Below are 25677 nucleotides of genomic sequence, written 5' to 3'. Positions count from 1 at the left end.
ACAAGTCCCCGATGTTCTGTAGGCGCGAGGCTTGCCCGCGATGAACGATGACGCGGTCTGCAGCACCTGAAGCAGTATTTCGCTTGCGAATCGGGCGCAATAACACCTCTAAGCTTCTCTGGTCCCCTATCAGGCTGTCACCGGTCCACTAACTATGCTCCATGCGCGTCTGGGGGATAGGTGCGTGGCGGCGATTGTGATAACATCCGGCGGTTTCCAAGGTAGCCCGATGTGGCTGCCTTTACTGCGCAGATCCATGGCATAACTCGTTGATTTGTCGTAAGTCGAGGCATGGCACCAAGCCTGCATCGACGAGCTTCGTTCGTCCCATATGGATGCGACGAAGTTTCACCAGAAAAAGGAATCAGGCTTCTCATGGGCGAACTGGCCAAAGAAATCATCCCGGTCAATATCGAAGACGAGATGAGGCAGTCCTACCTCGATTACGCAATGAGCGTAATTGTCGGGCGGGCACTGCCTGATGCGCGCGATGGCTTGAAGCCCGTGCACCGGCGCGTACTGTTCGCGATGAGCGAGCTGGGTAACGACTGGAACAAGCCGTACAAGAAATCTGCCCGTGTTGTCGGTGACGTGATCGGTAAGTATCACCCCCATGGTGATACTGCGGTGTATGACACCATCGTTCGTATGGCCCAGCCTTTTTCCCTGCGCTACCTGCTGGTAGACGGCCAGGGTAACTTCGGTTCGGTCGACGGCGACAACGCCGCGGCCATGCGATACACCGAAGTGCGCATGACCAAGCTGGCGCACGAGTTGCTGGCCGACCTGCATAAAGAAACCGTGGACTGGGTGCCGAACTACGACGGCACCGAAATGATCCCCGCGGTCATGCCGACCAAGATCCCCAACCTGTTGGTCAACGGCTCCAGCGGTATCGCCGTGGGCATGGCGACCAACATCCCGCCGCACAACCTTGGTGAAGTCATCGACGGTTGCCTGGCGCTCATCGACAACCCTGAGTTGACCGTCGATGAGTTGATGCAATTCATCCCCGGCCCGGACTTTCCGACTGCTGCGATCATCAACGGTCGCGCCGGCATCATCGAAGCCTACCGTACCGGTCGCGGACGCATCTACATGCGTGCCCGTTCGATCATCGAAGACATCGACAAGGTCGGTGGTCGTCAGCAGATCGTCATTACCGAACTGCCTTACCAGTTGAACAAGGCGCGTCTGATCGAGAAGATCGCCGAGCTGGTCAAAGAGAAGAAGCTCGAAGGCATCACCGAGCTGCGCGACGAGTCCGACAAGGACGGTATGCGCGTCGTGATCGAGCTGCGTCGTGGTGAAGTGCCTGAGGTGGTCCTCAACAACCTCTATGCCCAGACTCAGCTTCAAAGTGTTTTCGGCATCAACATCGTTGCGCTGATTGACGGTCGCCCACGGATCCTCAACCTGAAGGATCTGCTGGAAGCCTTCGTACGTCACCGTCGCGAAGTCGTAACCCGTCGTACCGTGTTCGAACTGCGTAAAGCCCGTGAACGTGGCCATATCCTGGAAGGTCAGGCTGTTGCACTGTCGAACATCGACCCGGTCATCGCCCTGATCAAGGCTTCGCCAACTCCGTCGGAAGCCAAGGAAGCGCTTATAAGCACGCCTTGGGAGTCCAGCGCAGTGGTCGCGATGGTCGAGCGTGCCGGTGCTGATTCCTGTCGTCCGGAAAATCTCGACCCGCAATACGGTCTGCGCGAAGGCAAATACTTCCTCTCGCCAGAGCAGGCGCAAGCCATTCTTGAGCTGCGTCTGCACCGTCTGACCGGCCTGGAGCACGAAAAGCTGCTGGCCGAATACCAGGAAATCCTCAACCAGATCGGTGAGCTGATCCGCATCCTCAACAGCGCTGTGCGCCTGATGGAAGTGATCCGCGAGGAACTGGAAGTCATTCGTGCCGAGTACGGCGATATACGTCGCACCGAAATTCTCGATGCTCGTCTCGATTTGACCCTGGGTGACATGATCCCGGAAGAAGAGCGCGTCGTGACCATCTCGCACGGTGGCTATGCCAAGACCCAGCCATTGGCTGCGTATCAGGCTCAGCGTCGTGGCGGTAAAGGCAAGTCGGCTACCGGCGTCAAGGATGAGGACTACATCGCCCACCTGCTGGTCGCCAACAGTCACACCACGCTGTTGCTGTTCTCCAGCAAGGGCAAGGTTTACTGGCTGAAAACCTACGAAATTCCGGAAGCATCACGCGCTGCCCGTGGTCGTCCATTGGTCAACCTGCTGCCGCTGGGTGAGGGTGAATACATCACCACCATGCTGCCGGTCGAGGAATACACCGAAGGTCACTACATCTTCATGGCTACCGCTGACGGTACGGTGAAGAAGACGCCGCTGGAGCAATTCAGCCGTCAACGCAGCGTTGGTTTGATTGCGCTGGAGCTGGACGAAGGCGACGTATTGATTTCCGCTGCGATCACTGATGGCGAGCGCGAAGTCATGCTGTTCTCCGACGGCGGCAAGGTTACCCGCTTCAAAGAGTCCGATGTCCGTGCCATGGGGCGTACCGCTCGCGGTGTGCGTGGCATGCGTCTGCCGGAAGGTCAGAAGCTGATTTCCATGCTGATCCCGGAAGAAGGCAGCCAGATCCTCACCGCTTCGGCGCGTGGTTACGGCAAGCGTACGGCTATCAGCGAGTTCCCTGAGTACAAGCGTGGCGGTCAGGGCGTTATCGCCATGGTCAGCAACGATCGTAACGGCCGTCTGGTCGGTGCAGTCCAGGTGCTCGACGGCGAGGAAATCATGCTGATTTCCGATCAGGGCACACTGGTTCGTACCCGCGTCGACGAAGTTTCCAGTCTCGGCCGCAACACTCAGGGCGTGACCCTGATCAAGCTGGCCAGCGACGAAACACTGGTTGGTCTGGAGCGTGTTCAAGAGCCATCCGAAGTCGAAGGCGAAGAGCTGGAGGGCGAGGAAGCTGTTGAGTTCCAGGGCGGTGCAGTCATCGAGGATGTTGTTGAAGATCAGCAACTCGATGCCGCTGTGGCTGACGACGCCGAACCGCAGGAGTAAACGGATACGCGAGGGGGGCGGATGAAAATTCTCCCCCTTGTTATTTTTCCAGCCTGTAGGAGCGAGCTTGCTCGCGATGGTCGCTAACGATAACGCGGGCTAGCTGAAGCACCGCGGCGCTCTCAGGCTCATCGCGAGCAAGCTCGCTCCTACAGTGATTGGCCCCCGTGTCGATCGATGATTTATTGCGTGATCCCACCAAATCAGAGCGAGATTGGATGTGAGCAAGAGAGCCTATAACTTCTGTGCCGGCCCCGCGGCGCTTCCCGAATCTGTCCTGCAGCGCGCGCAGGGTGAACTCCTCGACTGGCACGGCAAGGGCCTGTCGGTCATGGAAATGAGCCATCGCAGTGATGAGTTCGTCTCCATCGCGACCAAGGCCGAGCAGGATCTGCGTGATCTGCTGGATATCCCCTCGAACTATAAAGTGCTGTTTCTGCAAGGCGGCGCCAGCCAGCAATTTGCTCAGATTCCTCTGAACCTGTTGCCGGAAACCGGCAAGGCTGACTATATCGACACCGGTATCTGGTCGCAGAAAGCCATTGAAGAAGCCTCGCGCTTCGGCACCGTCAATGTGGCGGCGACGGCCAAGCCTTATGACTATTTCGCAATTCCCGGCCAGAACGAATGGAAGCTGTCGCAAGACGCGGCCTACGTGCACTACGCGCCAAACGAAACCATCGGCGGTCTGGAATTCAGCTGGATCCCGGAAACCGGTGATGTGCCACTGGTTGCGGACATGTCTTCGGATATCCTGTCCCGTCCTGTGGATATCTCCCGTTTCGGCATGATCTACGCCGGCGCACAGAAGAACATCGGCCCGAGCGGTATCGTCGTCAACATCGTTCGCGAAGACCTGCTGGGTCGCGCCCGTTCAATCTGCCCGACCATGCTCGACTACAAGGTCGCGGCCGACAACGGCTCCATGTACAACACCCCGCCAACCCTGGCCTGGTACCTTTCCGGTCTGGTCTTCGAATGGCTGAAGGAGCAGGGCGGCGTAGAAGCCATCGGCAAGCTCAATGACGTCAAGCAGCGCACGCTGTATGGCTTCATCGACGCCAGTGGCCTGTACAGCAACCCGATCAACAAGTCTGACCGCTCATGGATGAACGTGCCATTCCGTCTGGCGGATGATCGCCTCGACAAGCCGTTCCTGGCAGGTGCCGAGGAGCGCGGTCTGTTGAACCTCAAGGGTCACCGTTCCGTGGGTGGCATGCGCGCCTCTATCTACAACGCCGTCGACATCAATGCGGTCAACGCGCTGGTGGCGTACATGGCAGAGTTCGAGAAGGAACACGGCTAATGTCTGAGCAAGAACTCAAGGCACTGCGCCTGCGTATTGACAGCCTGGACGATAAAATCCTGGAGCTGATCAGTGAGCGTGCGCGCTGCGCCCAGGAAGTCGCGCGAGTCAAGATGGCTTCATTGGCCGAAGGCGAAGTGCCGGTGTTCTATCGTCCTGAGCGCGAAGCTCAGGTGCTCAAGAAGGTCATGGAGCGCAATAAAGGTCCGTTGGGCAACGAAGAAATGGCGCGTCTGTTTCGTGAAATCATGTCCTCGTGCCTGGCGCTGGAGCAGCCACTGAAAGTGGCTTATCTAGGCCCCGAAGGTACCTTCACTCAAGCGGCGGCCCTGAAACACTTCGGTCATGCGGTGATCAGCAAGCCTATGGCTGCAATTGATGAAGTGTTCCGTGAAGTGGCAGCCGGAGCGGTGAATTTTGGCGTGGTGCCTGTGGAAAACTCCACCGAGGGCGCGGTCAACCACACCCTCGACAGCTTCCTCGAGCACGATATGGTGATCTGTGGCGAAGTCGAGCTGCGTATCCACCATCACCTGTTGGTCGGTGAAAACACCAAAACCGACAGCATTAGCCGTATCTACTCCCATGCCCAGTCTCTGGCTCAGTGCCGCAAGTGGCTGGACGCCCATTACCCGAATGTCGAGCGCGTGGCGGTTTCCAGCAACGCCGAAGCGGCCAAGCGGGTCAAGGGTGAATGGAACTCGGCAGCCATTGCCGGCGACATGGCGGCAGGCTTGTACGGCCTGACTCGTCTGGCCGAAAAAATCGAGGACCGTCCGGACAACTCCACGCGCTTCTTGATGATTGGCAGTCAGGAAGTGCCGCCGACCGGCGACGACAAGACCTCGATCATCGTCTCCATGAGCAACAAGCCTGGCGCGCTACACGAGTTGCTGGTGCCATTCCACGACAATGGTATCGACCTGACGCGGATCGAAACCCGGCCTTCGCGTAGTGGCAAATGGACCTATGTGTTCTTCATCGACTTCGTTGGCCATCACCGTGATCCGCTGATCAAGGCTGTGCTGGAGAAGATCAGTCAGGAAGCAGTAGCACTCAAAGTGCTGGGTTCCTACCCGAAAGCGGTTCTCTGAGGCTTTAACAATGAGTGGTGACTTCCTCGCTCTGGCGCAGCCGGGTGTGCAACAACTTTCGCCTTACGTCCCGGGCAAACCCGTGGATGAACTGGCTCGCGAGCTGGATATCGATCCGGCAAAAATCGTCAAACTGGCGAGTAATGAAAACCCGCTGGGCGCCAGCCCTAAAGCCTTGGCGGCGATTCGCGAAGAGCTGGCCGAGCTGACTCGTTATCCGGATGGCAACGGCTTCGCTCTCAAGAGTTTGCTGGCCGGGCAGTGCCGTGTGCAGCTCGATCAGGTGACCCTGGGTAACGGTTCCAATGACATTCTGGAGCTGGTGGCTCGTGCCTATCTGGCGCCCGGTCTGAATGCGGTGTTCAGCGAGCATGCGTTCGCGGTCTATCCGATCGTCACTCAGGCCGTAGGTGCGCAGGCGCGCGTGATTCCAGCCAAAGACTGGGGGCACGATTTGCCGGCGATGCTCAAAGCCATCGACAGCAATACTCGCGTGGTCTTCATTGCCAATCCAAACAATCCGACCGGCACCTGGTTCGGTGCAGAGGCGCTGGATGAGTTCCTTCAGGACGTGCCTGAGCACGTGCTGGTGGTGCTCGACGAGGCCTATATCGAATATGCCGAAGGTAGCGATCTTCCGGATGGTCTGGACTTCCTCGCGGCTTACCCGAATCTGCTGGTCTCGCGGACCTTCTCCAAGGCTTATGGTCTGGCCGCGTTGCGTGTCGGTTATGGCCTGTCTACGGCGATCGTCGCTGATGTCCTGAACCGCGTGCGCCAGCCATTCAACGTCAACAGCCTGGCCCTGGCCGCGGCTTGTGCGGCGCTGCAGGACGAAGAATATCTGGCTGAAAGCCGTCGCTTGAACGAGTCCGGTATGCAGCAGCTGGAAGCGGGCTTTCGCGAGCTGGGCCTGAGCTGGATTGCGTCCAAAGGCAACTTCATTGCGGTCGATCTGGGGCGCGTCGCGGCTCCGGTGTTCCAGGGTTTGCTGCGTGAAGGTGTGATCGTGCGTCCGGTGGCCAACTATGGCATGCCGAACCATCTGCGCATCACCATTGGTTTGCCGGCTGAAAACAGCCGCTTCCTCGAGGCGCTGGCCAAGGTTATGGCTCGTGGTTGATGTCATTGCAGTGCAACCTGCTGTGCCTATGATCGGTCGCCTGGTGGTGGTCGGTCTCGGGCTGATCGGTGGTTCCTTCGCCAAGGGCCTGCGCGAAAGCGGCCTGTGTCGCGAGGTCGTGGGTGTCGATCTTGATCCGCAGTCGCGCAAGCTGGCGGTTGAGCTTGGTGTGGTGGATCGCTGCGAAGAAGACCTTGCTCTGGCTTGTAGCGGTGCCGATGTCATTCAGTTGGCGGTGCCGATTCTGGCTATGGAGAAATTGCTGGCCGTTTTGGCGCGCATGGACCTGGGGCAAGCAATTCTGACGGACGTCGGCAGCGCCAAGGGCAATGTGGTGCGTGCTGCGAGCGAAGCGTTCGGCGGCATGCCCGCGCGTTTTGTGCCGGGACATCCGATTGCCGGCTCCGAGCAGAGCGGGGTAGAAGCCTCCAATGCGCAGTTGTTCCGTCGACACAAAGTGATTCTGACACCGCTGGAACAGACCGATCCAGCAGCGCTGACAATGGTTGACAGGCTTTGGCGCGAGTTGGGTGCGGATGTTGAGCACATGCAGGTCGAGCGTCATGATGAAGTGCTGGCGGCTACGAGCCACTTGCCGCACTTGCTGGCATTCGGTTTGGTCGATTCATTGGCCAAGCGCAGTGAAAACCTTGAGATCTTTCGTTACGCTGCGGGCGGTTTCCGCGATTTCACGAGAATCGCTGGTAGCGACCCGGTCATGTGGCACGACATCTTTCTCGCCAATCGCGAAGCTGTCCTGCGCACACTCGATACATTTCGCAGCGATCTCGACGCCTTGCGCGACGCGGTCGATGCAGGGGACGGGCACCAGCTGTTGGGCGTTTTCACGCGCGCCCGGGTTGCCCGCGAGCATTTCAGTAAAATCCTGGCCCGCCGGGCCTATGTGGACGCTATGAACTCCAACGACCTGATTTTCCTGGCTAATCCTGGTGGCCGCCTGACTGGGCGGATTCGTGTACCAGGCGATAAATCGATTTCCCACCGTTCGATCATGCTCGGCTCTCTTGCCGAAGGCACTACCGAAGTCGAAGGTTTCCTCGAGGGCGAAGACGCCCTGGCGACGCTGCAGGCTTTCCGTGACATGGGGGTAGTGATCGAAGGTCCGCACCATGGCCGTGTGACCATTCACGGCGTCGGCCTGCACGGCTTGAAGCCGGCCCCCGGGCCGATCTATCTGGGTAATTCCGGTACGTCGATGCGTCTGTTGTCGGGGTTGCTGGCGGCGCAGAGCTTCGACAGCACCTTGACCGGTGATGCGTCGTTGTCCAAGCGGCCGATGAACCGTGTGGCCAATCCGCTGCGTGAAATGGGGGCGGTCATCGAGACCGCTGAAGATGGTCGTCCGCCGATGACCATTCGTGGTGGTAACAAGCTCAAAGGCCTCACCTACACCATGCCGATGGCCAGTGCCCAGGTTAAATCCTGCCTGCTGTTGGCTGGTCTGTACGCCGATGGCAAAACTACCGTAACCGAGCCCGCTCCGACTCGCGACCATACCGAGCGTATGCTGCGTGGTTTCGGCTATCCGGTAACGGTGAATGGCGCTACGGCTTCGGTCGAGTCCGGGCACAAACTGACGGCGACGCACATCGAGGTTCCGGGGGATATTTCTTCCTCGGCGTTCTTCCTGGTCGCAGCATCGATAGCCGAAGGCTCTGAGCTGGTGCTTGAGCATGTCGGTATCAACCCGACCCGTACCGGTGTTATCGATATCCTGCGTCTGATGGGCGCTGATATCACTCTGGAAAACCAGCGTGAAGTCGGCGGCGAGCCAGTGGCTGATCTGCGTGTACGTGCGGCTAAACTGAAGGGTATCGAGATCCCGGAAGAGCTGGTTCCGTTGGCCATTGATGAGTTCCCGGTACTGTTCGTGGCTGCTGCCTGTGCCCACGGGCGCACGGTGCTGCGTGGTGCAGAAGAGCTGCGAGTCAAGGAGTCGGATCGCATTCAGGTGATGGCGGATGGTTTGCTGGCGCTGGGCGTCAAATGCGAGCCAACCCCGGACGGCATCATCATCGATGGCGGCCAGATCGGGGGCGGTGAGGTGCATGGTCATGGCGATCACCGCATTGCCATGGCGTTCAGCGTGGCGTCGCTGCGGGCAAACGCTCCAATCCGTATCCATGACTGCGCCAACGTTGCTACGTCGTTCCCCAACTTCCTCGCGTTGTGCGCGCAGGTCGGTATCCGCGTTGCGCAAGAGGCTCAATCGTGATGATCAAAGCGCCTGTAATTACCATTGATGGGCCGAGCGGTTCGGGTAAAGGCACCATCGCCGGTATTCTGGCCAAACGTCTGGAGTGGTGCCTGCTGGATTCGGGGGCGTTGTACCGCTTGCTGGCATTTGCTGCGCGCAATCACGGGGTCGACCTGACCAACGAAGAATCGCTGAAGTTGCTGGCGGCGCATCTTGACGTGCAGTTCGTCGGGGCGACCGAAGGTCAGCCGCAGCGGATCATTCTCGAGGGTGATGATGTCACTGATGACTTGCGCAACGAACAAGTCGGCGCCTGGGCTTCCCAGGTAGCCGCGCTGCCGGCGGTGCGGGACGCTTTGCTGCAACGCCAGCGGGCGTTCCAGGAACCTCCGGGACTGGTGGCCGATGGTCGGGACATGGGAACGGTGGTTTTCCCCGATGCGCCGCTGAAGATTTTTCTGACCGCCAGCGCCGAGGAGCGTGCACGTCGCCGTTACTTGCAGTTGAAGGCCAAAGGTGATGATGTTAGTCTGTCGAGTCTGCTAGATGAGATACGTGTACGTGATGAGCGTGACACCCAGCGAGCGGTAGCCCCGCTCAAACCGGCGGCTGACGCCATACAGCTGGATTCCACGGAATTGTCCATCGAGCAGGTGCTGGAACGCATCATGAGCGAGATCGCCATTCGCGATATCGCCGGGTGACCAGGAAACTCCGCAGGGGACACCAGGCATAGTCCTGCGGTTTTTCTTTTATATGAACGTAACCCACATCGTCTGGGATGTGGCAGATGGGCGTATTCTTCGCCCTTATCAACAGGAATTAAAATGAGCGAAAGCTTTGCAGAACTCTTTGAAGAAAGCCTAAAAACCCTGAACCTTCAGGCTGGCTCGATCATCACCGCTATCATCGTCGATATCGATTACCAAGCTGGTTGGGTAACCGTTCACGCTGGTCTGAAGTCCGAAGGCCTCATTCCGCTGGAACAGTTCCACAACGATGCTGGTGAACTGAACATCAACATTGGTGATGAAGTTCACGTTGCGCTGGACGCGGTCGAAGACGGCTTTGGCGAAACCAAACTGTCCCGTGAAAAAGCCAAGCGCGCTGAATGCTGGATTGTTCTGGAAGCAGCCTTCGCAGCTGAAGAAGTGGTCAAGGGCGTTATCAACGGTAAGGTTAAAGGCGGCTTCACTGTCGACGTTAACGGCATCCGTGCGTTCCTGCCAGGTTCTCTGGTTGACGTCCGTCCAGTGCGCGACACCACGCACCTGGAAGGCAAAGAGCTCGAATTCAAGGTCATCAAGCTCGACCAGAAACGCAACAACGTTGTCGTTTCCCGTCGTAGCGTCCTCGAAGCCGAGAACTCCGCTGAGCGCGAAGCTCTGCTGGAATCCTTGCAAGAAGGTCAGCAAGTCAAAGGTATCGTCAAAAACCTCACCGATTACGGCGCATTCGTCGATCTGGGTGGCGTCGATGGCCTGCTGCACATTACCGACATGGCCTGGAAGCGTATCAAGCATCCTTCCGAAATCGTCAACGTTGGCGACGAGATCGATGTCAAGGTTCTGAAGTACGATCGCGAGCGCAATCGTGTTTCCCTGGGCCTCAAGCAACTGGGCGAAGACCCATGGGTTGCTATCAAGGCACGTTACCCAGAAAGCACTCGCGTTACCGCGCGTGTAACCAACCTGACCGACTACGGCTGCTTCGCTGAGCTGGAAGAAGGCGTGGAAGGCCTGGTACACGTTTCCGAAATGGACTGGACCAACAAGAACATCCACCCTTCGAAAGTCGTACAAGTCGGCGACGAAGTGGAAGTTATGGTTCTGGACATCGACGAAGAGCGTCGTCGTATCTCCCTCGGCATCAAGCAGTGCAAATCTAACCCATGGGAAGATTTCTCTGGCCAGTTCAACAAGGGCGATAAAATCTCCGGCACCATCAAGTCGATCACCGATTTCGGTATCTTCATTGGTCTGGACGGCGGCATCGACGGCCTGGTTCACCTGTCCGACATCTCCTGGAACGAAGTGGGCGAAGAAGCCGTACGTCGCTTCAAGAAGGGCGACGAGCTCGACACCGTCATCCTGTCTGTTGATCCAGAGCGTGAGCGCATCTCCCTGGGTATCAAGCAGCTGGAAAGCGATCCGTTCTCCGAGTACGTTCAAGAGAACGACAAAGGCGCAATCGTTAAGGGTATCGTGAAAGAAGTTGACGCCAAAGGCGCCATCATCACTCTCGCTACCGATATCGAAGCTACTCTGAAAGCCTCCGAAATCAGCCGTGACCGCATCGAAGATGCGCGTAACGTTCTGAAAGAAGGCGAAGAAGTTGAAGCCAAGATCATCAGCGTTGACCGCAAGAGCCGTGTAATCCAGCTGTCCATCAAGTCGAAAGACGTTGAAGACGAGAAAGAAGCTATCCAGAGCCTGCGCGAGAAGCCAGCTACTTCGGATATCGCTGCTGGTCCTACCACTCTGGGCGACCTGTTGCGTGCACAAATGGAAAAGCAGAACTAAGTTCTGTCAGACCATAGAAAAAGGGCGACTTCGGTCGCCCTTTTTTGTGTCTGCGATTTGACCCGCAACTTGCGTTGTATGCTGCCGGCTATCTGTCGATGAGCAGCGCAAGTTACGTACTACCCGGGTATAAGGTCCGGGCTTTTGGCTTCGGTAAATGCCGTGGTTCTTGGTCCGTGCACGGCATCTCTGGCGTCGTGCAGATAAGTCAATACACGGGCTGTTCAAAATCCTCCGGGCGTGCTAAAACCTTTGAAGCGCTGATCTAGCTGCTTGAAAAAGAAGGGAAAAATATGACGAAGTCGGAGTTGATCGAACGAATTGTCACCCATCAAGGGCTGCTCTCATCCAAGGATGTCGAGCTGGCCATCAAGACCATGCTTGAGCAAATGTCCCAGTGCCTCGCTACCGGTGATCGCATCGAGATCCGTGGCTTTGGCAGCTTCTCCTTGCACTACCGCGCACCGCGTGTAGGTCGCAACCCGAAAACCGGTCAATCCGTCAGCCTTGACGGTAAATTCGTTCCCCACTTCAAGCCGGGCAAAGAGCTCCGGGATCGGGTGAATGAGGATGAGGAGGAGGGGATTTGATAGTGTTGGCTCAAGGAGCAACTCATGCGTAATTTGAAACGCGTACTCCTCGTGGTAGCTGTTCTCTTGCTTGTGCTGGCGATTCTGGCTTTTGTGCTAGAGAACCAGCAATCAGTTTCCTTGCTGTTCCTTGGCTGGGCCGGGCCGCAACTGCCAATCTCAGTCATAACGGTGTTGGCGTTGTTGATAGGGATGCTGATTGGGCCTCTTATCGGCTGGTTTGCCGGTCGCACCGCAAGAGCGCGGCGCAAGCGCTTGGTCTGATTAAGGCGCGGGTCGGGGGGAGGGGCATCGAACTTTTCACGCGTTGTTTGTCTATATCCGTTAGTAAATCCTCCTTTAAACTGTAAAATGCTACGTCTGTCTGAATAGTTGGAGATTCCATAGGGATCTCGGCATTGGCACGGATGGATCACTCGTCAGAGGCTACGGCTAATACGATAGCTTTTGCATTCATGGATTAGACAGCGCTCAGTGTGCAGCTTTGTCAGCAACTCAAGGGTATGGTTTCCGCGTGAAAATTCTAGTAACCGGCGGCGCCGGGTTTATCGGCTCTGCAGTCATTCGTCATATCATTTCCAATACTACTGACTCCGTAGTAAACCTCGATAAGCTGACTTACGCTGGCAACCTTGAGTCTGTGGCGCAAGCGGCTCAGAGTGAGCGCTATGTGTTCGAGCGCGTGGATATCTGCGACCGGGATCAGGTGGATCGCGTCCTGCGCGAGCACCAGCCCGATACGATCATGCACCTGGCGGCCGAATCCCACGTTGATCGCTCGATTTCCGGCCCGTCTGAATTCATCCAGACCAACATTATTGGCACTTACACCTTGCTGGAGGCTGCTCGCCACTACTGGAGCACCCTGGATGATGAGCGCAAAGCCAATTTCCGCTTTCACCATATTTCTACCGACGAAGTCTACGGAGACCTTGAAGGTCCGGAAGACCTCTTCACCGAAACCACGCCTTATCAGCCAAGCTCGCCGTATTCGGCCAGTAAAGCCAGTTCCGATCACCTGGTTCGTGCCTGGAGCCGCACTTACGGCTTACCGACCCTGGTCACCAATTGCTCGAACAACTACGGCCCATGCCATTTCCCTGAGAAGTTGATCCCGCTGATCATCCTCAATGCGCTGGAAGGCAAGCCGCTTCCGGTGTATGGCAAAGGCAATCAGGTTCGTGACTGGCTCTACGTCGAAGACCACGCACGTGCCCTGTATAAAGTCGTGACCGAAGGCGTCGTCGGCGAGACTTACAACATTGGCGGCCATAACGAAAAGCAAAATATTGAAGTGGTGCACACGCTCTGCGCTCTGCTTGATGAGTTGCGTCCCGATTCACCGCATCGCCCTCACGCCAGCTTGATCACCTATGTCCAGGATCGCCCTGGCCATGACCAGCGCTACGCAATCGATGCCAGCAAAATCCAGCGTGAGCTGGGCTGGGTGCCTGAAGAGACTTTCGAGACCGGGATTCGTAAAACCGTCGAGTGGTACCTCGATAACACCGAATGGGTTGCTCACGTGAAAAGTGGCAGCTATCAACAGTGGATTGATAAAAACTACACTGACCGTTCAAGCAAAGCATGAAAATCCTTCTTCTTGGCAAAAACGGCCAGGTCGGCTGGGAGCTGCAACGCTCCCTTTCGCCACTCGGTGAAGTGATAGCGCTCGACCGTCAAACGGTCGATGGGCTGTGTGGCGACTTGTCCGATCTTGACTCGCTGCGAGCAGCGATTCGTCAGGTCAAACCCGACATCATCGTCAACGCTGCGGCTTACACTGCGGTGGATAAAGCCGAATCAGAGCCTGAGCTCGCAACTCGCATAAATGCCCTGGCAAGTCGGGTCATGGCCGAAGAAGCATTGTCCCTTGATGCCTGGCTGATTCACTATTCTACGGACTACGTGTTCAGTGGCAGCGGACAAGCGCCATGGAAAGAAGATGACGCAGTCGCGCCAGTGAATCATTACGGCGCGAGCAAGCTCGCTGGTGAGCAGGCCATTAGAGGTACCGGCTGCAAACACCTGATCTTCCGCACCAGCTGGGTCTATGGTGCTCGTGGTAACAATTTTGCCAAGACCATGCTGCGTCTTGCCAAAGGCAGGGAAACACTGAGCGTCATTGCCGATCAGGTTGGAGCGCCCACTGGTGCAGACTTGATCGCAGACGTTACAGCCTTGGCTATTCAGCAAGTCGTTAAGCGCCCTGAGCTGGGAGGCGTGTATCACTTGGCGGCTGGCGGCGAAATCTCGTGGCACGGCTATGCTAGTCATGTGATCGATTTCGCTCGTGGCCATGGCGAACAACTGATGGTGACGGCAATCAATCCGATCGATACCACGGCCTACCCAACACCTGCGCGTCGGCCGCTGAATTCGCGTCTGAATACTCAGAAGCTGCGTGATAACTTTTCTTTGCACTTGCCGGATTGGCAAAGTGGCGTAACCCGAATGCTTATGGAAGTTCTAGATAAATGATCAACACGACAAATCGCAAAGGCATCATCCTCGCTGGCGGCTCGGGCACACGTTTGCACCCGTTGACCTTGGGTGTTTCGAAGCAGATGCTGCCGATCTACGACAAGCCGATGATCTTTTATCCGCTGTCGGTGCTTATGCTCGCGGGCATGCGTGAAATTCTGATTATCTCCACCCCGGAAGACTTGCCGTGCTTCCGCAAGCTGCTGGGTGACGGCAGCGTGTACGGCATCAAGCTGACCTACGCCGAACAGCCAAGCCCGGATGGCCTGGCTCAAGCCTTCATCATTGGCGAGGAGTTCATCGGTAAGGATCCATGCTGCCTGATCCTGGGCGACAACATCTTCTACGGTCAGCACTTCTCCGACAATCTTCGCTCCGCCAGCACTCAACAGCATGGCGCCACGGTATTTGGTTATCACGTTTCCGATCCCGAACGCTTCGGTGTGGTTGAGTTCGATGCATCGGGCCGCGCACTGAGTATCGAAGAGAAACCGCTCAAGCCAAAATCCAGCTACGCGGTGACCGGTCTGTATTTCTACGACAACCAGGTTGTCGAAATCGCCAAGAACATCAAACCCTCCGAGCGCGGCGAGCTGGAAATTACCGACGTCAACCGTGCTTATCTCGAGCAGAAGACCCTCAACGTCGAAATGCTTGGGCGCGGCTTTGCCTGGCTGGACACCGGTACCCACGACTCGCTGCTTGAAGCCAGCCACTTCGTGCACACGATCGAGCAGCGCCAGGGGCTGAAAGTAGCTTGCCTGGAAGAGATTGCTTACCACAATGGCTGGATCACTGCCGAACAACTGGGCGCTCAAGCTGACGCTCTGAAGAAGACCGGTTATGGTCAGTACCTGCAGAAGCTGCTGGACTCGAGCTCCCACTGACCGGCGAGCGTTATCCTTTCGAACGCTTACGTTCAGCCGGTGCAAGCAGGATAGGTATGCCAGTAGAACATCCCAAAGTTGCGGTTTTACTGGCGGCTTACAACGGAATGCAATGGATCGAGGAGCAGATTGCCTCGATCCTCATTCAGTCAGCGGTAGACGTAACGATCTATATCAGCGTCGACCCTTCAACGGACGGTACCGAGGCTTGGTGTGCAGCGTATGCGGCTGAGCATACTCGCGTGGTCCTTCTGCCGACTGCCGGCTCTTTTGGTGGTGCCTCGCGTAATTTTTTCCGGCTGATCCGTGATGTTGATTTCGATGGCTATGACTTTATTGCCTTTGCCGATCAGGATGACGTTTGGCACGTTGATAAACTCTCGAGGGCGACTCGGACTCTGAATACCGGCGAATATGCTGCTTATTCGAGTAACGTCACCGCCTTCTGGCCGAATGGCAGAACCCTGTTACTGGATAAGGCTCAGCCGCAGGTCACTTGGGACTTCTTGTTCGAGGCGGCCGGGCCAGGCTGCACTTACGTGTTTGGCAAGAGTCTGGCGACGTCGTTGAAGGCTTCCATGCTCGCCAATTGGCAGCAACTGCAAGACGTCAGCCTGCACGACTGGTACTGCTATGCCTATGCGCGAAGCCATGGCTATGTATGGTTCATCGACCCGCTACCGACCATGCACTACCGTCAACATGAGCGAAATCAGGTGGGAGCCAATACCGGGATAAACCCGTTGATTGCACGCTATAAAACCATTCATGACGGCTGGTGGTTCTCTCAAGTCCGGCTCATCACATGCCTGGTTGGGCAAAGTGGCAATCCCTTTGTCCAAGGGTGGCTGCGCCTTGGGCGCAGGCAACTATTAAAGCTTTCACTGAGTGCCTGGAAATGCCGACGACGTGCGCGCGATAAGGTGTTCTTCTTTTGTATTTGTTGCGCCACGGCGGTGATCGGGAAAAAAGCTAAATGAAAGGCCCGCAGGTTTTAGTCACAGGCGCGACGGGGTTTGTAGGCGAGGCTGTGGTCTTCAGGTTATTGCTCGATAAGAAGTTCACCCCTGTGGCGGCCGTTCGCGGTGTTACACGCTTGAGAGGCTTGTGTCGCGTTGTGCCATTCGATCTGAATGAGACAACGGTGTTGCCCCCCCTGAATGATGTTCAGGTTGTCATTCACTGCGCTGCCCGAGTGCATGTGATGAACGAAACCGCGGTGGATGCCCTGGTGGAGTTTCGAAAGGTCAATGTTGACGGGACTGTGCGACTCGCTCAGAAAGCCGCAAAGTCTGGCGTAAAACGTTTCATCTTTATCAGCTCGATCAAGGTTAACGGCGAAAGTACCGTCTCAGGTGCACCTTTCAAAGCTGACGATCGTCCCGCACCTGTCGACCCATATGGGATATCGAAGCGAGAAGCTGAAGATGCGTTAAGGCAAATCGGCCTGGATACAGGTATGGAAGTCGTGATCATCCGTCCGCCGCTTGTTTATGGTCCGGGAGTAAAAGCCAACTTTCTGAGCATGATGCGTTGGTTGGACAAGGGCATACCGCTGCCGTTGGGCGCTATTCGCAATCAGCGCAGTCTGGTGGCATTAGGTAACTTGGTAGATCTCGTAGTGACCTGCATCGATCATCCGGCCGCCGCGGATAACACATTTCTAGTCAGCGACGGTGAGGACTTATCCACAACCCAGTTGCTTCAACGCATGGCTCACTCATTAGGTAAGAGCGCTCGATTGTTGCCGATACCTACAGGTATGTTGAATCTAGCGGCCTCAACTTTTGGAAAAAAATCGATTGCTCAGCGTTTATGCGATTCGCTGCAAGTTGATATCAGCCAGACAAGGGTGCTTCTGCACTGGGCTCCTTCTATAAGTACTGCAAGAGCCCTGCGTCAGACCGCGGACCATTATCGGGACAAAGAAATTAAATGATTTTTTGGTGGGTGTTACTGGCAGTATTCGCCGTTTCCTGGATTTTTACCCTGGTCTTGCGCCGTTATGCTTTGGCCAAAAGCCTGATGGACATCCCCAATGAGCGCAGTTCCCACTCCGTTCCTACGCCACGTGGCGGAGGGGTGGCTATCGTGGTCGCGTTTGCATTGGCTCTCCCTGTACTGACCGCGTTGGGGCTGTTGAGTGCGCCAGCGCTTATAGGGCTCTTGGGCTCGGGGTTGCTGGTAGCGGTCATTGGGTTTGCCGATGATCATGGGCATATCGCCGCCAGATGGCGGCTGTTGGGGCATTTTATAGCAGCCGGCTGGGCACTCTTCTGGCTCAATGGCCTTGCCCCCATCTCACTGTTTGGAGTTCTGGTTGACTTAAGTGTGATTGGTAACATCCTTGCGCTGATCTATCTGGTGTGGATGCTTAATCTTTACAATTTCATGGACGGCATCGATGGCCTGGCTAGTGCTGAGGCGATAAGTGTGTGCCTGGGGATTTGTCTGGTTTATTGGCTTGGTGGAAACACGAATCTAATGTGGGCTCCGCTTATTTTGGCTGGGGCAGTCGCAGGGTTTCTTTGCTGGAATTTCCCACCTGCTAAGATTTTCATGGGGGACGCCGGAAGCGGGTTTCTTGGCATCGTTCTAGGCGGATTAGTGCTCCACGCGGCTTGGGAAAAGCCTGAGCTGTTATGGAGCTGGCTGATATTGCTGGGTGTTTTTATTGTCGATGCAACATGGACTTTAGTGCGGCGGCTGGTAAGAGGGGATAAGGTGTATCAGGCTCATCGTAGTCACGCTTATCAGCATGCAGCTCAAGGCTCAAAAAATCATCTGGTGGTCACAGTAGCCGTTATCTTGATAAATATAGGCTGGTTATTACCCATATCACTATTCGTTGGTGCTGGAGGCTTGGGGGGAGGTTGGGGATGCCTTCTTGCTTATTCCCCGCTCTTTTATCTTGCGTGGAAATTCCACGCGGGAGTGGTGCGCTGATCGCTCGCTGCGAGGCCGGCACACGGATAAAAAGTGCTGATTAAATGGTTTTTCCTTTGGGGCGGCTACTGCAAACGCCCCTTTCTTTTCAGTTTTAAGTTGTAGCTGGAAGCTTTGCAAAGGGGCGTGAAGGGTGGCACGGGTCAAATTTTATTAAGAATTGCGGCTGCTATTAAGCTGACGTTTCCCTTCAGTGTCTGGCGATGGACACCGCTGTTTTTTATAAGGCGAAGTCGTGAAATTAATCCGCTTTGTCGCGCGAGCTCGAACTGTTGAAGTGTCTGTTTGTTTTCAGGTGTTAAACTTTCTTTGACTGAATTAATGACGATAAGGTTTTGAGTACTCCACTCTCTGAACCTACCGGTCAACATTTTTCTAATTCGCAGAAGTCGGTTCTTCAAGTCGGCGTTGGCACCAATAAGGTTGCCCTCATGCTGGCGATAGTCTAGCGTGGGTAGAGGGTCATATACGATTTTTCCGCCGCAACCACTCACTAAAAGATACGCCAGCCAGTCGTGTGCCACAACAGGGGCATCGGCGGCGATGCGCAGCATGAGTTCTCGGGCTGCATTGTTTATTAGCATCGTATTGGCACCTGCAATACTTTGCACCAATGAGTTTTTAAAGCATGGACGACTTTTGAATAGAGGGGAGTAGCCCATGGGCTCCAGTTTTGAATTTACCAGTCTTGTTCTTGAGCAATAAAGGGCTGGCTGTCCTGGGGTACCATTTATCTGAGCGATGCTTCTCTCTAGCTTGTTCTCAAGCCAAATATCATCTTGATCGCTGAACGCAAAGTAGTCGGCAATTATTGTCGTGTTTTTTATTAGTGATAAGAAGTTTCTGGCGAAGCCTTGGCGTGGGCCAGACAGAATGGAAAGTCGATCGGCGCCGAGTCGCTGTTGGTAACTCTGCAGTATTTTCAGTGTTTCGTCTTCCGAACCGTCGTCCGAGGCGTAAATTGACCAGTTTTTGTGCGACTGGTTTAAAATCGAATCAAGCTGCTCAGAAAGAAATTTTGCACCGTTGTAAGTGCAAATAAGTACTGCAACTTTGTCAGTGCCGTCCGGCCGAGTCTCTCGCGACGATGAGGGGGCGGGGGCTCGAAAATGACGGCCGTTGTTTTGATTTTCCATGATTTCGATCTCTCGCGCGCCAGCTATATAGTAAATCTAGTACCGATAAAGAAGGGATGAGTATGATTTCGAACGGTTTTGTCTTTGGGATACGTCAGTTGCGGCGGTGGTTTCAGCAGTCATCACGAGGTAGGCATTGTCTGGCAAGCTTAACAGGATTGGGGAGGCGCTGACGAGCGGGCTTGCCCCGCAACCTTTGATCGTCCAGACAGTCATATCAGGCGTGGACCGACGAGGGGTGCCCCGGTGGTCGTATTCTGTTCATGAAGGAGGCTACAATGCCGGGAGTTACTAAGTTTTGGGGGGTGGGAGTGGGAGTGGGAGCGGTGATCGGGCGAGTCAATGGATAAATTACGATCGTTTTTATTGGGCTTGCCGCGACGGCAGAAAAGGCTGTTGCAGGTTGGCACTGACGTTTTCCTTGTCTGGGTTGCGCTGTGGTTGGCTTTCATCGTCCGTCTGGGTGTCGATGATATGTACAATCCGCTAAAAGTGCATTCCTGGCTTTTCATTTGTGCGCCATTGGTCGCGATCCCCCTATTCATCCGATTCGGAATGTACCGCGCGGTCATGCGCTATTTTGGCAATGATGCCCTCATTGCCATCATCAAGGCAGTCAGCCTTTCATCGTTGATTCTGGCGGTTGTAGTCTATTGGTACAGCAACCATGAGAACGTGGTTCCGCGCTCCATCATTTTCAATTACTGGTGGTTGAGCCTGGTGATCATTGGTGGCCTGCGCCTTTGCATGCGCCAGTATTTCATGGGGGACTGGTTTACCGCCGCTCAGCATGTGCCGTTCACCAACCGGGATGACGGTTTGACCAAGGTTGCCATTTACGGCGCCGGTGTGGCGGGTAACCAACTGGTCGCAGCGTTGCGCATGGGGCGTGTGATGCGCCCCGTGGCGTTTATTGATGATGATGCGAGTATCGCGGATCGATCAATATCCGGTTTGCAGGTGTATAAGCCCAAGCATATTCAACAGATGATCGATGTTACCGGTGCTCAGGAGATTCTTCTGGCGCTGCCGTCATCGACTCGTGCCCGGCGTCGAGAGATACTCAATTTTCTCGAAGGTTTTCCGCTTCACATACGAAGTGTGCCGAATTTCACCGATCTGGCTAGCGGCCGGGTGAAGGTCGATGATATCCAGGAGGTAGATATAGCCGACTTGTTGGGTCGAGACTCTGTGCCGGCGCAACCCGATTTGTTGGCTCGTTGCATCAAGGGAAAAGTGGTTCTGGTGACTGGCGCTGGCGGCTCAATTGGCTCGGAGCTCTGCCGGCAGATTTTCTCGCTTGGCCCGATCACGCTTTTGTTGTTTGATCATAGTGAGTTCAATCTTTATAGCATTTTATCCGAGCTGGAGCGCCGAATCGACCGTGAGTCATCGTCTGTCCGGTTGCTACCAATCCTGGGGTCTATTCGTCATCCCCATAAACTCCTTGATGTAATGAACGCCTGGAATGTAGATACGGTCTATCATGCTGCCGCTTATAAACACGTTCCGATGGTGGAGCACAACATTGCCGAAGGCGTGCTGAATAATGTTATTGGTACGCTTAATACGGCGCAGGCGGCTTTGCAGGCGGGTGTTGAGAACTTTGTACTCATATCGACGGACAAAGCGGTACGTCCTACCAATGTGATGGGCAGCACCAAGCGACTTGCTGAACTAACCTTGCAAGCGCTCAGTTGCGAATTGGCGCCGGTGTTATTTGGTGACAAAGCCAATGTATCCCGCGTCAACAAGACCCGATTCACTATGGTGCGTTTTGGGAATGTGCTGGGGTCTTCTGGTTCAGTAATTCCACTATTCCACAACCAGATAAAATCCGGCGGACCATTAACCGTTACCCATCCGAAAATCACTCGATATTTCATGACCATACCCGAGGCGGCGCAGTTGGTGATTCAGGCTGGATCCATGGGGCAGGGCGGTGACGTGTTTGTGTTGGACATGGGCGAGCCGGTCAGGATTGTTGAATTGGCAGAGAAGATGATTCATCTGTCTGGTTTGAGCGTTCGTTCGGAGAAGAATCAGCATGGCGACATCGCCATCGAGTTCACCGGTTTGCGTCCCGGTGAGAAGTTGTATGAAGAGTTGCTGATTGGCGACAATGTCTCGGCGACCCAGCATCCGATGATCATGAGCGCGAATGAAGACTATCTGCCTTGGGATGTGCTCAAGGCAAGGTTGACTGAGTTGCTTGCTGCGGTAGAGGTGGATGATTACTCTCGAGTCAGACAGCTGCTGCGTGACACCGTGAGTGGCTATACCCCTGATGGAGAGATTGTCGACTGGATTTACCAGCAGCGCCGCCTCGAGCCCTGACGAGCGCTTGCTGATACGATGGCCGATTCTATGCGCGCAGTTGATTCATGAGTCGGCCATGTCGTTTCTGCGGTGGTAATCACGAGGTTTCCTTTGAGAAGGGTGTTGCGTGCTTGCGCCACCAGTCTTCGGTCGTGTCAATCTCGACTTTCGACAAGATCGCCTTTTCGTGTTTGCGTGCATTCGGTGGTTGATTGACAGCTCCGGGCGCAAAAAAAACTTACCCCCTTCTCACGAGTGCCTGTATGGCGGGGCTCATGCCATTGGGTCAAGGCGCCTGCAGGTGGCATGCACCTGGCCGCGCACATCGGCGGAAAATGGTATATGCCCTAACCCCGCGGGGGAGGCTCTACTTGGCCTGAACCGCCCGCTTGGTACGGGCTCGCAGGTATTATTCGTTGACGTTTTGAGGTATCCTCGACGCGCCTTTAGGGCGTTCAGCCAGGGCTCCATTTTATCAGGTGTATTGGTTTTTGCGGGTGTCTATGATCAACAACCTTTTTGTGTTTGTTCAGCTAATAGATCCAAGGCTTCGTGAATTTTGAAACTCCTGGGCTCTGACATTGTCTCACGTAATTTTTTCTCTACTCTAAAGAGCTATAAGGGAAGTGTTACAGCATGGTCGAAAGCTATTTTTCATCAACAAATGAATAGTATTGAAGAACTGTGCCAGTTAGCTCTTTCCCGGCAGTTTGAGTGTTTATTCTCAATCAGTGACGTGTGCCAGAGACTGGTTCGCCGAGTAGAAGAAATACAAGATGGTTTTTTTCGGATAGGGCCAAGCCAGTCTTCTTGCCTGGTCGCAAGCCTTCGAAAAAGTTTAACGATTTTTCGCCAATGGATTGAATTTCATTTGATCGCTAACATCATGCAGCAGTCCAGGATGCCAACGCCAGTGGTGTTACTTATAACCCAAGAGGCCAGAACGAAAGCCCTTATTAACTCAGGGGAGTTTGCCTGATGCAGAATTTTTCAATATCGCCGCGCGAAATGATCGCAAGTTTTGTTCGAAATCGTTCGTTGATCAAGGCTTCTGTCAAGCGTGAGGTGTTAGGGCGTTATCGCGGCTCAGTGTTGGGAGTATTTTGGTCGTTCTTCAACCCTGTTTTCATGCTCGCGGTATACACCTTTGTTTTCAGTGTCGTATTTAAGGCGCGCTGGAGCGGCGGCAGCGACTCTAAAACCGAGTTTGCACTGATTCTCTTTGCCGGCTTGATGGTATTCAGCCTTTTTTCGGAATGTATAAATCGTGCTCCGGGGTTAGTTATTGCTAATGCGAATTATGTCAAGAAAGTGGTTTATCCGTTAGAAATACTTCCTTGGGTAAGTCTCGGGGCGGCACTGTTTCATGCTCTGATAAGTCTTGGGGTATGGATGATTGCTTATCTGATTTTTTTTGGGGCGCCACACGTCACCGCTTTGTACCTTCCGCTGGTGGTACTTCCACTGGTGTTGATGATGATGGGGTTGTCCTGGGGCTTGGCTGCGCTGGGGGTTTACCTGCGTGATATAGCGCAGTTCATAGGGATCTTGACATCGGTGCTGATGTTCTTGTCGCCGATATTCTACCCGGCGAGTGCATTACCTGAAGCTTATAGACCTATCTTGATGCTGAATCCGCTGACGCCTGTGATTGAGCAAGCCAGAGATGTGCTGTTTTGGGGGCAGGTGCCCAATTTCTTCAGTATTTTAGTTCATATACTGGTGGGGACATTAGTGATGTGGCTGGGTTTCGCCTGGTTCCAGAAAACACGCAAGGGGTTTGCTGATGTCCTCTGAGTCCGGTATCGCTATCAAGGTTGAAAACCTCAGCAAGTGCTATCAAATCTATGATCAGCCTCATGATCGATTGAAGCAGTTTTTGATGTCGGGTCGCCAATATTACCGAGAGTTTTGGGCCCTGAATGATGTTTCATTCGAGATCAAGAAAGGTGAAACCGTTGGCATCATAGGGCGCAATGGAAGTGGTAAGTCCACTCTTCTGCAAATGATTTGCGGGACGTTGAATCCTACCAGCGGTAGCGTTCAGACCCATGGTCGAATCGCCGCGCTTCTCGAATTGGGTTCGGGATTCAATCCAGAGTTCACCGGGCGCGAGAATGTTTATATGAACGCGGCCGTACTGGGTTTGAGTACGGAAGAAACGGACGCTCGTTACGATAAGATTGTTGAGTTTGCGGACATAGGCAGTTTTATCGGCCAGCCAGTAAAAGCATACTCGAGCGGAATGATGGTCCGCTTGGCGTTTTCGGTTGCCATTCATGTAGATCCGGATATTTTGATTGTTGACGAGGCGCTATCGGTTGGTGACGCATACTTCCAGGCGAAATGTGCGAAGATGATCCAGACGATAATTGCTGGTGGTTCCACTGTGCTGTTCGTCAGTCATGATACAGCTTCAGTGAAGTCACTGTGTAGTCGTGCACTGTTGTTGGACTCCGGACGAAGCCAGTTTTTGGGCGATGTAAATACGGCAGTTGAAAAGTATTACTCTGCTTTGATCGAGAGCCAGCGAGCCGAACGAGTATTAGATGAGTCTGTCGAGCCGTCCGCGATGGTCTCAGCTGAGTTTACTGATGGCGCTGAAAGTTTTCAGTCAATGGCCAGCTTTCAGCGGATAAAGAACGGCGTCGCAGAGTTCATAAATGTTGCGTTGTTGAATGAAAGTGGCCAAGCGATAGATTCAGTGAACTTTGGTCAGAAAGTGATCCTCCGACAAGTCGTGCAGGTGAACAAGGCCACACACAGGTTAGGGTTGGCATACCATATTCGCGACAAGAACGGTCAGGATATTATTTACTCAGATACCGGAATCGAGCATGACAACCACCTACTGGATGTCAAGGCTGGGAGTGTCCACGTAATAGAGTGGCGCTTCACTGCGTATCTTCGTGAGGGAAGCTATGTGGTAGCGTCTATGCTTTCTGAACCGGTGGATCTGAGAATAGGGGACGTGGTGGTCGCAGACTTCGTTCCTATCTCTACAAAATTTACACTGTCGAGTGCTGGCCATCCACAAATATACGCCGCAGCGTATTGGCATAATGAAGTAAAAGTTCGAGAGATTACGCATGTCCCAGATTAATAATAAGCTTCACCTTGGATGTGGGTCAGTGAATTTCCCAGGGTGGATAAATATTGATCTTGACTCGCCAACTGCGGACATGTTGCTGGATCTTACACACCCATTGCCTTTCCCTGATGGTTCTGCGACTCATATGTTCAATGAACACTTCATTGAACACATAACACGTTCGCAAGCTGTGCAGTTTTTGCAAGAGTGCCATAGAGTGCTCTCTGCGGACGGAGCCATAAGGATCACGACGCCCAATCTGCGTTTTTTAACATACTCATATATGACAGGGGCCATTGGTGAGTGGGGGGATCTCTGGCAACCGAATACGCGCTGTATGATGTTGAATGAAGGAATGCGTTCTTGGGGACACCAATTTGTTTACGATGCGGAAGAGTTGGTTGAGGTTCTAGTTGAAGCCGGATTCAGGACGGTGTCCTTTCAATCCTACCGCGACAGCGCTGACCAGATGTTTAGAGGCCTCGAGTCTCGACCTTTTCACAATGAGCTGATCATTGAAGCACGAAAATCTGATGTAGCTGAAGTGCAGGTTGATTTTGATGTGGTTACTAAAAATGAAGCGGATTGGATTAATTCGCTTTCCACATACAATCCTCCTGTTCAAGAGCAAAAGCTCGCTCGTGTAGAGCAGGAGTCTTTGGCTCGCGCACAGTTTATCGATACGCAGGCGGCGCATATTCTCAAGATGGAAGAAAATGCTCTTGTCCAGGCACAGGCCATTGAGGCTCAAGTAGCGCATGCACTCAAAGTGGCGGAAGAGTCTTCAAAACAGGCTCAGGTAATTGAAATGCTGGAGCTTCGTATTGGCGAGGCGGAGGCTGAGTTGGAGGTGTTTCGTTCCTCGTGGTGCGGAAAACTCAAATCACTATTTAATAGAACTAAATAATAGTTTTGCTTTTCGGGA

The 25677-nt window shown here is 54.4% G+C and carries 20 protein-coding genes; 19 read left to right on the top strand and 1 reads right to left on the bottom strand.

Annotated features, from left to right (window positions below; all coding sequences use genetic code 11):
• The first annotated feature begins 375 nt into the window (after positions 1-375).
• From gyrA to AC07W5_RS20195, 15 genes are all read left to right on the top strand, one after another.
• Positions 376-3036, top strand: a complete 2661-nt coding sequence (gyrA, locus tag AC07W5_RS20265; protein ID WP_495024205.1) for a DNA gyrase subunit A — start codon at positions 376-378, stop codon at positions 3034-3036.
• Positions 3037-3256: 220 nt separating this feature from the next.
• On the top strand, positions 3257-4342 hold the full coding sequence (serC, locus tag AC07W5_RS20260; protein ID WP_494993800.1) for a 3-phosphoserine/phosphohydroxythreonine transaminase: 1086 nt from the start codon (positions 3257-3259) through the stop codon (positions 4340-4342).
• The gene (gene pheA / locus AC07W5_RS20255; protein ID WP_494993801.1) at positions 4342-5436 is read left to right on the top strand and encodes a prephenate dehydratase; all 1095 of its coding nucleotides are present in this window, start codon (positions 4342-4344) and stop codon (positions 5434-5436) included. Before serC ends, pheA begins: the two co-directional genes overlap by 1 nt.
• A 10-nt stretch (positions 5437-5446) precedes the next feature.
• Entirely contained in the window at positions 5447-6559 is a 1113-nt protein-coding gene (hisC, locus tag AC07W5_RS20250; protein WP_494993802.1) for a histidinol-phosphate transaminase, read from the top strand.
• Between the two features lie 28 nt (positions 6560-6587).
• Positions 6588-8795, top strand: a complete 2208-nt coding sequence (locus AC07W5_RS20245; protein ID WP_495024263.1) for a bifunctional prephenate dehydrogenase/3-phosphoshikimate 1-carboxyvinyltransferase — start codon at positions 6588-6590, stop codon at positions 8793-8795.
• Complete coding sequence (gene cmk / locus AC07W5_RS20240; protein WP_494993864.1) at positions 8795-9481, top strand: (d)CMP kinase; 687 nt, start codon at positions 8795-8797, stop codon at positions 9479-9481. The genes AC07W5_RS20245 and cmk overlap by 1 nt, the downstream gene beginning before the upstream one ends.
• 123 nt (positions 9482-9604) lie before the next feature.
• A complete protein-coding gene (gene rpsA / locus AC07W5_RS20235; protein ID WP_494993803.1) occupies positions 9605-11299 on the top strand; it encodes a 30S ribosomal protein S1 in 1695 nt (564 codons plus the stop codon).
• Between the two features lie 293 nt (positions 11300-11592).
• A complete protein-coding gene (ihfB, locus tag AC07W5_RS20230) occupies positions 11593-11889 on the top strand; it encodes an integration host factor subunit beta (RefSeq protein ID WP_065886416.1) in 297 nt (98 codons plus the stop codon).
• A gap of 24 nt (positions 11890-11913) precedes the next feature.
• Positions 11914-12153 (top strand): LapA family protein, encoded by a 240-nt coding sequence (locus AC07W5_RS20225; protein ID WP_495024204.1) that lies wholly within the window; start codon positions 11914-11916, stop codon positions 12151-12153.
• Positions 12154-12403: 250 nt separating this feature from the next.
• Positions 12404-13480: a dTDP-glucose 4,6-dehydratase gene (rfbB, locus tag AC07W5_RS20220; RefSeq protein WP_494993805.1), complete on the top strand. Its 1077-nt coding sequence runs from the start codon at positions 12404-12406 to the stop codon at positions 13478-13480.
• On the top strand, positions 13477-14370 hold the full coding sequence (gene rfbD / locus AC07W5_RS20215) for a dTDP-4-dehydrorhamnose reductase (RefSeq protein WP_494993806.1): 894 nt from the start codon (positions 13477-13479) through the stop codon (positions 14368-14370). The genes rfbB and rfbD overlap by 4 nt, the downstream gene beginning before the upstream one ends.
• The gene (rfbA, locus tag AC07W5_RS20210) at positions 14370-15260 is read left to right on the top strand and encodes a glucose-1-phosphate thymidylyltransferase RfbA (RefSeq protein WP_495012810.1); all 891 of its coding nucleotides are present in this window, start codon (positions 14370-14372) and stop codon (positions 15258-15260) included. Before rfbD ends, rfbA begins: the two co-directional genes overlap by 1 nt.
• 56 nt (positions 15261-15316) lie before the next feature.
• Entirely contained in the window at positions 15317-16240 is a 924-nt protein-coding gene (locus AC07W5_RS20205; protein ID WP_495024203.1) for a glycosyltransferase, read from the top strand.
• Entirely contained in the window at positions 16237-17199 is a 963-nt protein-coding gene (locus AC07W5_RS20200; RefSeq protein WP_495024202.1) for a UDP-glucose 4-epimerase family protein, read from the top strand. Before AC07W5_RS20205 ends, AC07W5_RS20200 begins: the two co-directional genes overlap by 4 nt.
• The gene (locus AC07W5_RS20195) at positions 17196-18206 is read left to right on the top strand and encodes an MraY family glycosyltransferase (RefSeq protein WP_494993809.1); all 1011 of its coding nucleotides are present in this window, start codon (positions 17196-17198) and stop codon (positions 18204-18206) included. The genes AC07W5_RS20200 and AC07W5_RS20195 overlap by 4 nt, the downstream gene beginning before the upstream one ends.
• Positions 18207-18349: 143 nt before the next feature.
• Here the strand turns inward: AC07W5_RS20195 and AC07W5_RS20190 are convergent, their stop codons facing one another.
• Positions 18350-19342, bottom strand: coding sequence for a glycosyltransferase family 2 protein (locus tag AC07W5_RS20190; protein WP_494993810.1), 993 nt, complete (start codon positions 19340-19342; stop codon positions 18350-18352).
• Positions 19343-19684: 342 nt separating this feature from the next.
• Here AC07W5_RS20190 and AC07W5_RS20185 point away from each other — a divergent pair, with 342 nt between their 5' ends.
• From AC07W5_RS20185 to AC07W5_RS20170, 4 genes are all read left to right on the top strand, one after another.
• Positions 19685-21679, top strand: coding sequence for a polysaccharide biosynthesis protein (locus AC07W5_RS20185; protein ID WP_494993811.1), 1995 nt, complete (start codon positions 19685-19687; stop codon positions 21677-21679).
• A gap of 960 nt (positions 21680-22639) precedes the next feature.
• Complete coding sequence (locus AC07W5_RS20180) at positions 22640-23458, top strand: ABC transporter permease (protein WP_494993812.1); 819 nt, start codon at positions 22640-22642, stop codon at positions 23456-23458.
• Complete coding sequence (locus AC07W5_RS20175) at positions 23448-24764, top strand: ABC transporter ATP-binding protein (protein WP_494993813.1); 1317 nt, start codon at positions 23448-23450, stop codon at positions 24762-24764. Before AC07W5_RS20180 ends, AC07W5_RS20175 begins: the two co-directional genes overlap by 11 nt.
• Positions 24751-25659 (top strand): class I SAM-dependent methyltransferase, encoded by a 909-nt coding sequence (locus AC07W5_RS20170; RefSeq protein ID WP_494993814.1) that lies wholly within the window; start codon positions 24751-24753, stop codon positions 25657-25659. Before AC07W5_RS20175 ends, AC07W5_RS20170 begins: the two co-directional genes overlap by 14 nt.
• Positions 25660-25677: the final 18 nt, after the last annotated feature.

Source organism: Pseudomonas sp. GW821-FHT01E05 (genome assembly GCF_059422425.1).
The sequence above is the reverse complement of the archived record's forward strand: the minus strand, read 5'-3'. Positions and strand labels throughout refer to the sequence as shown.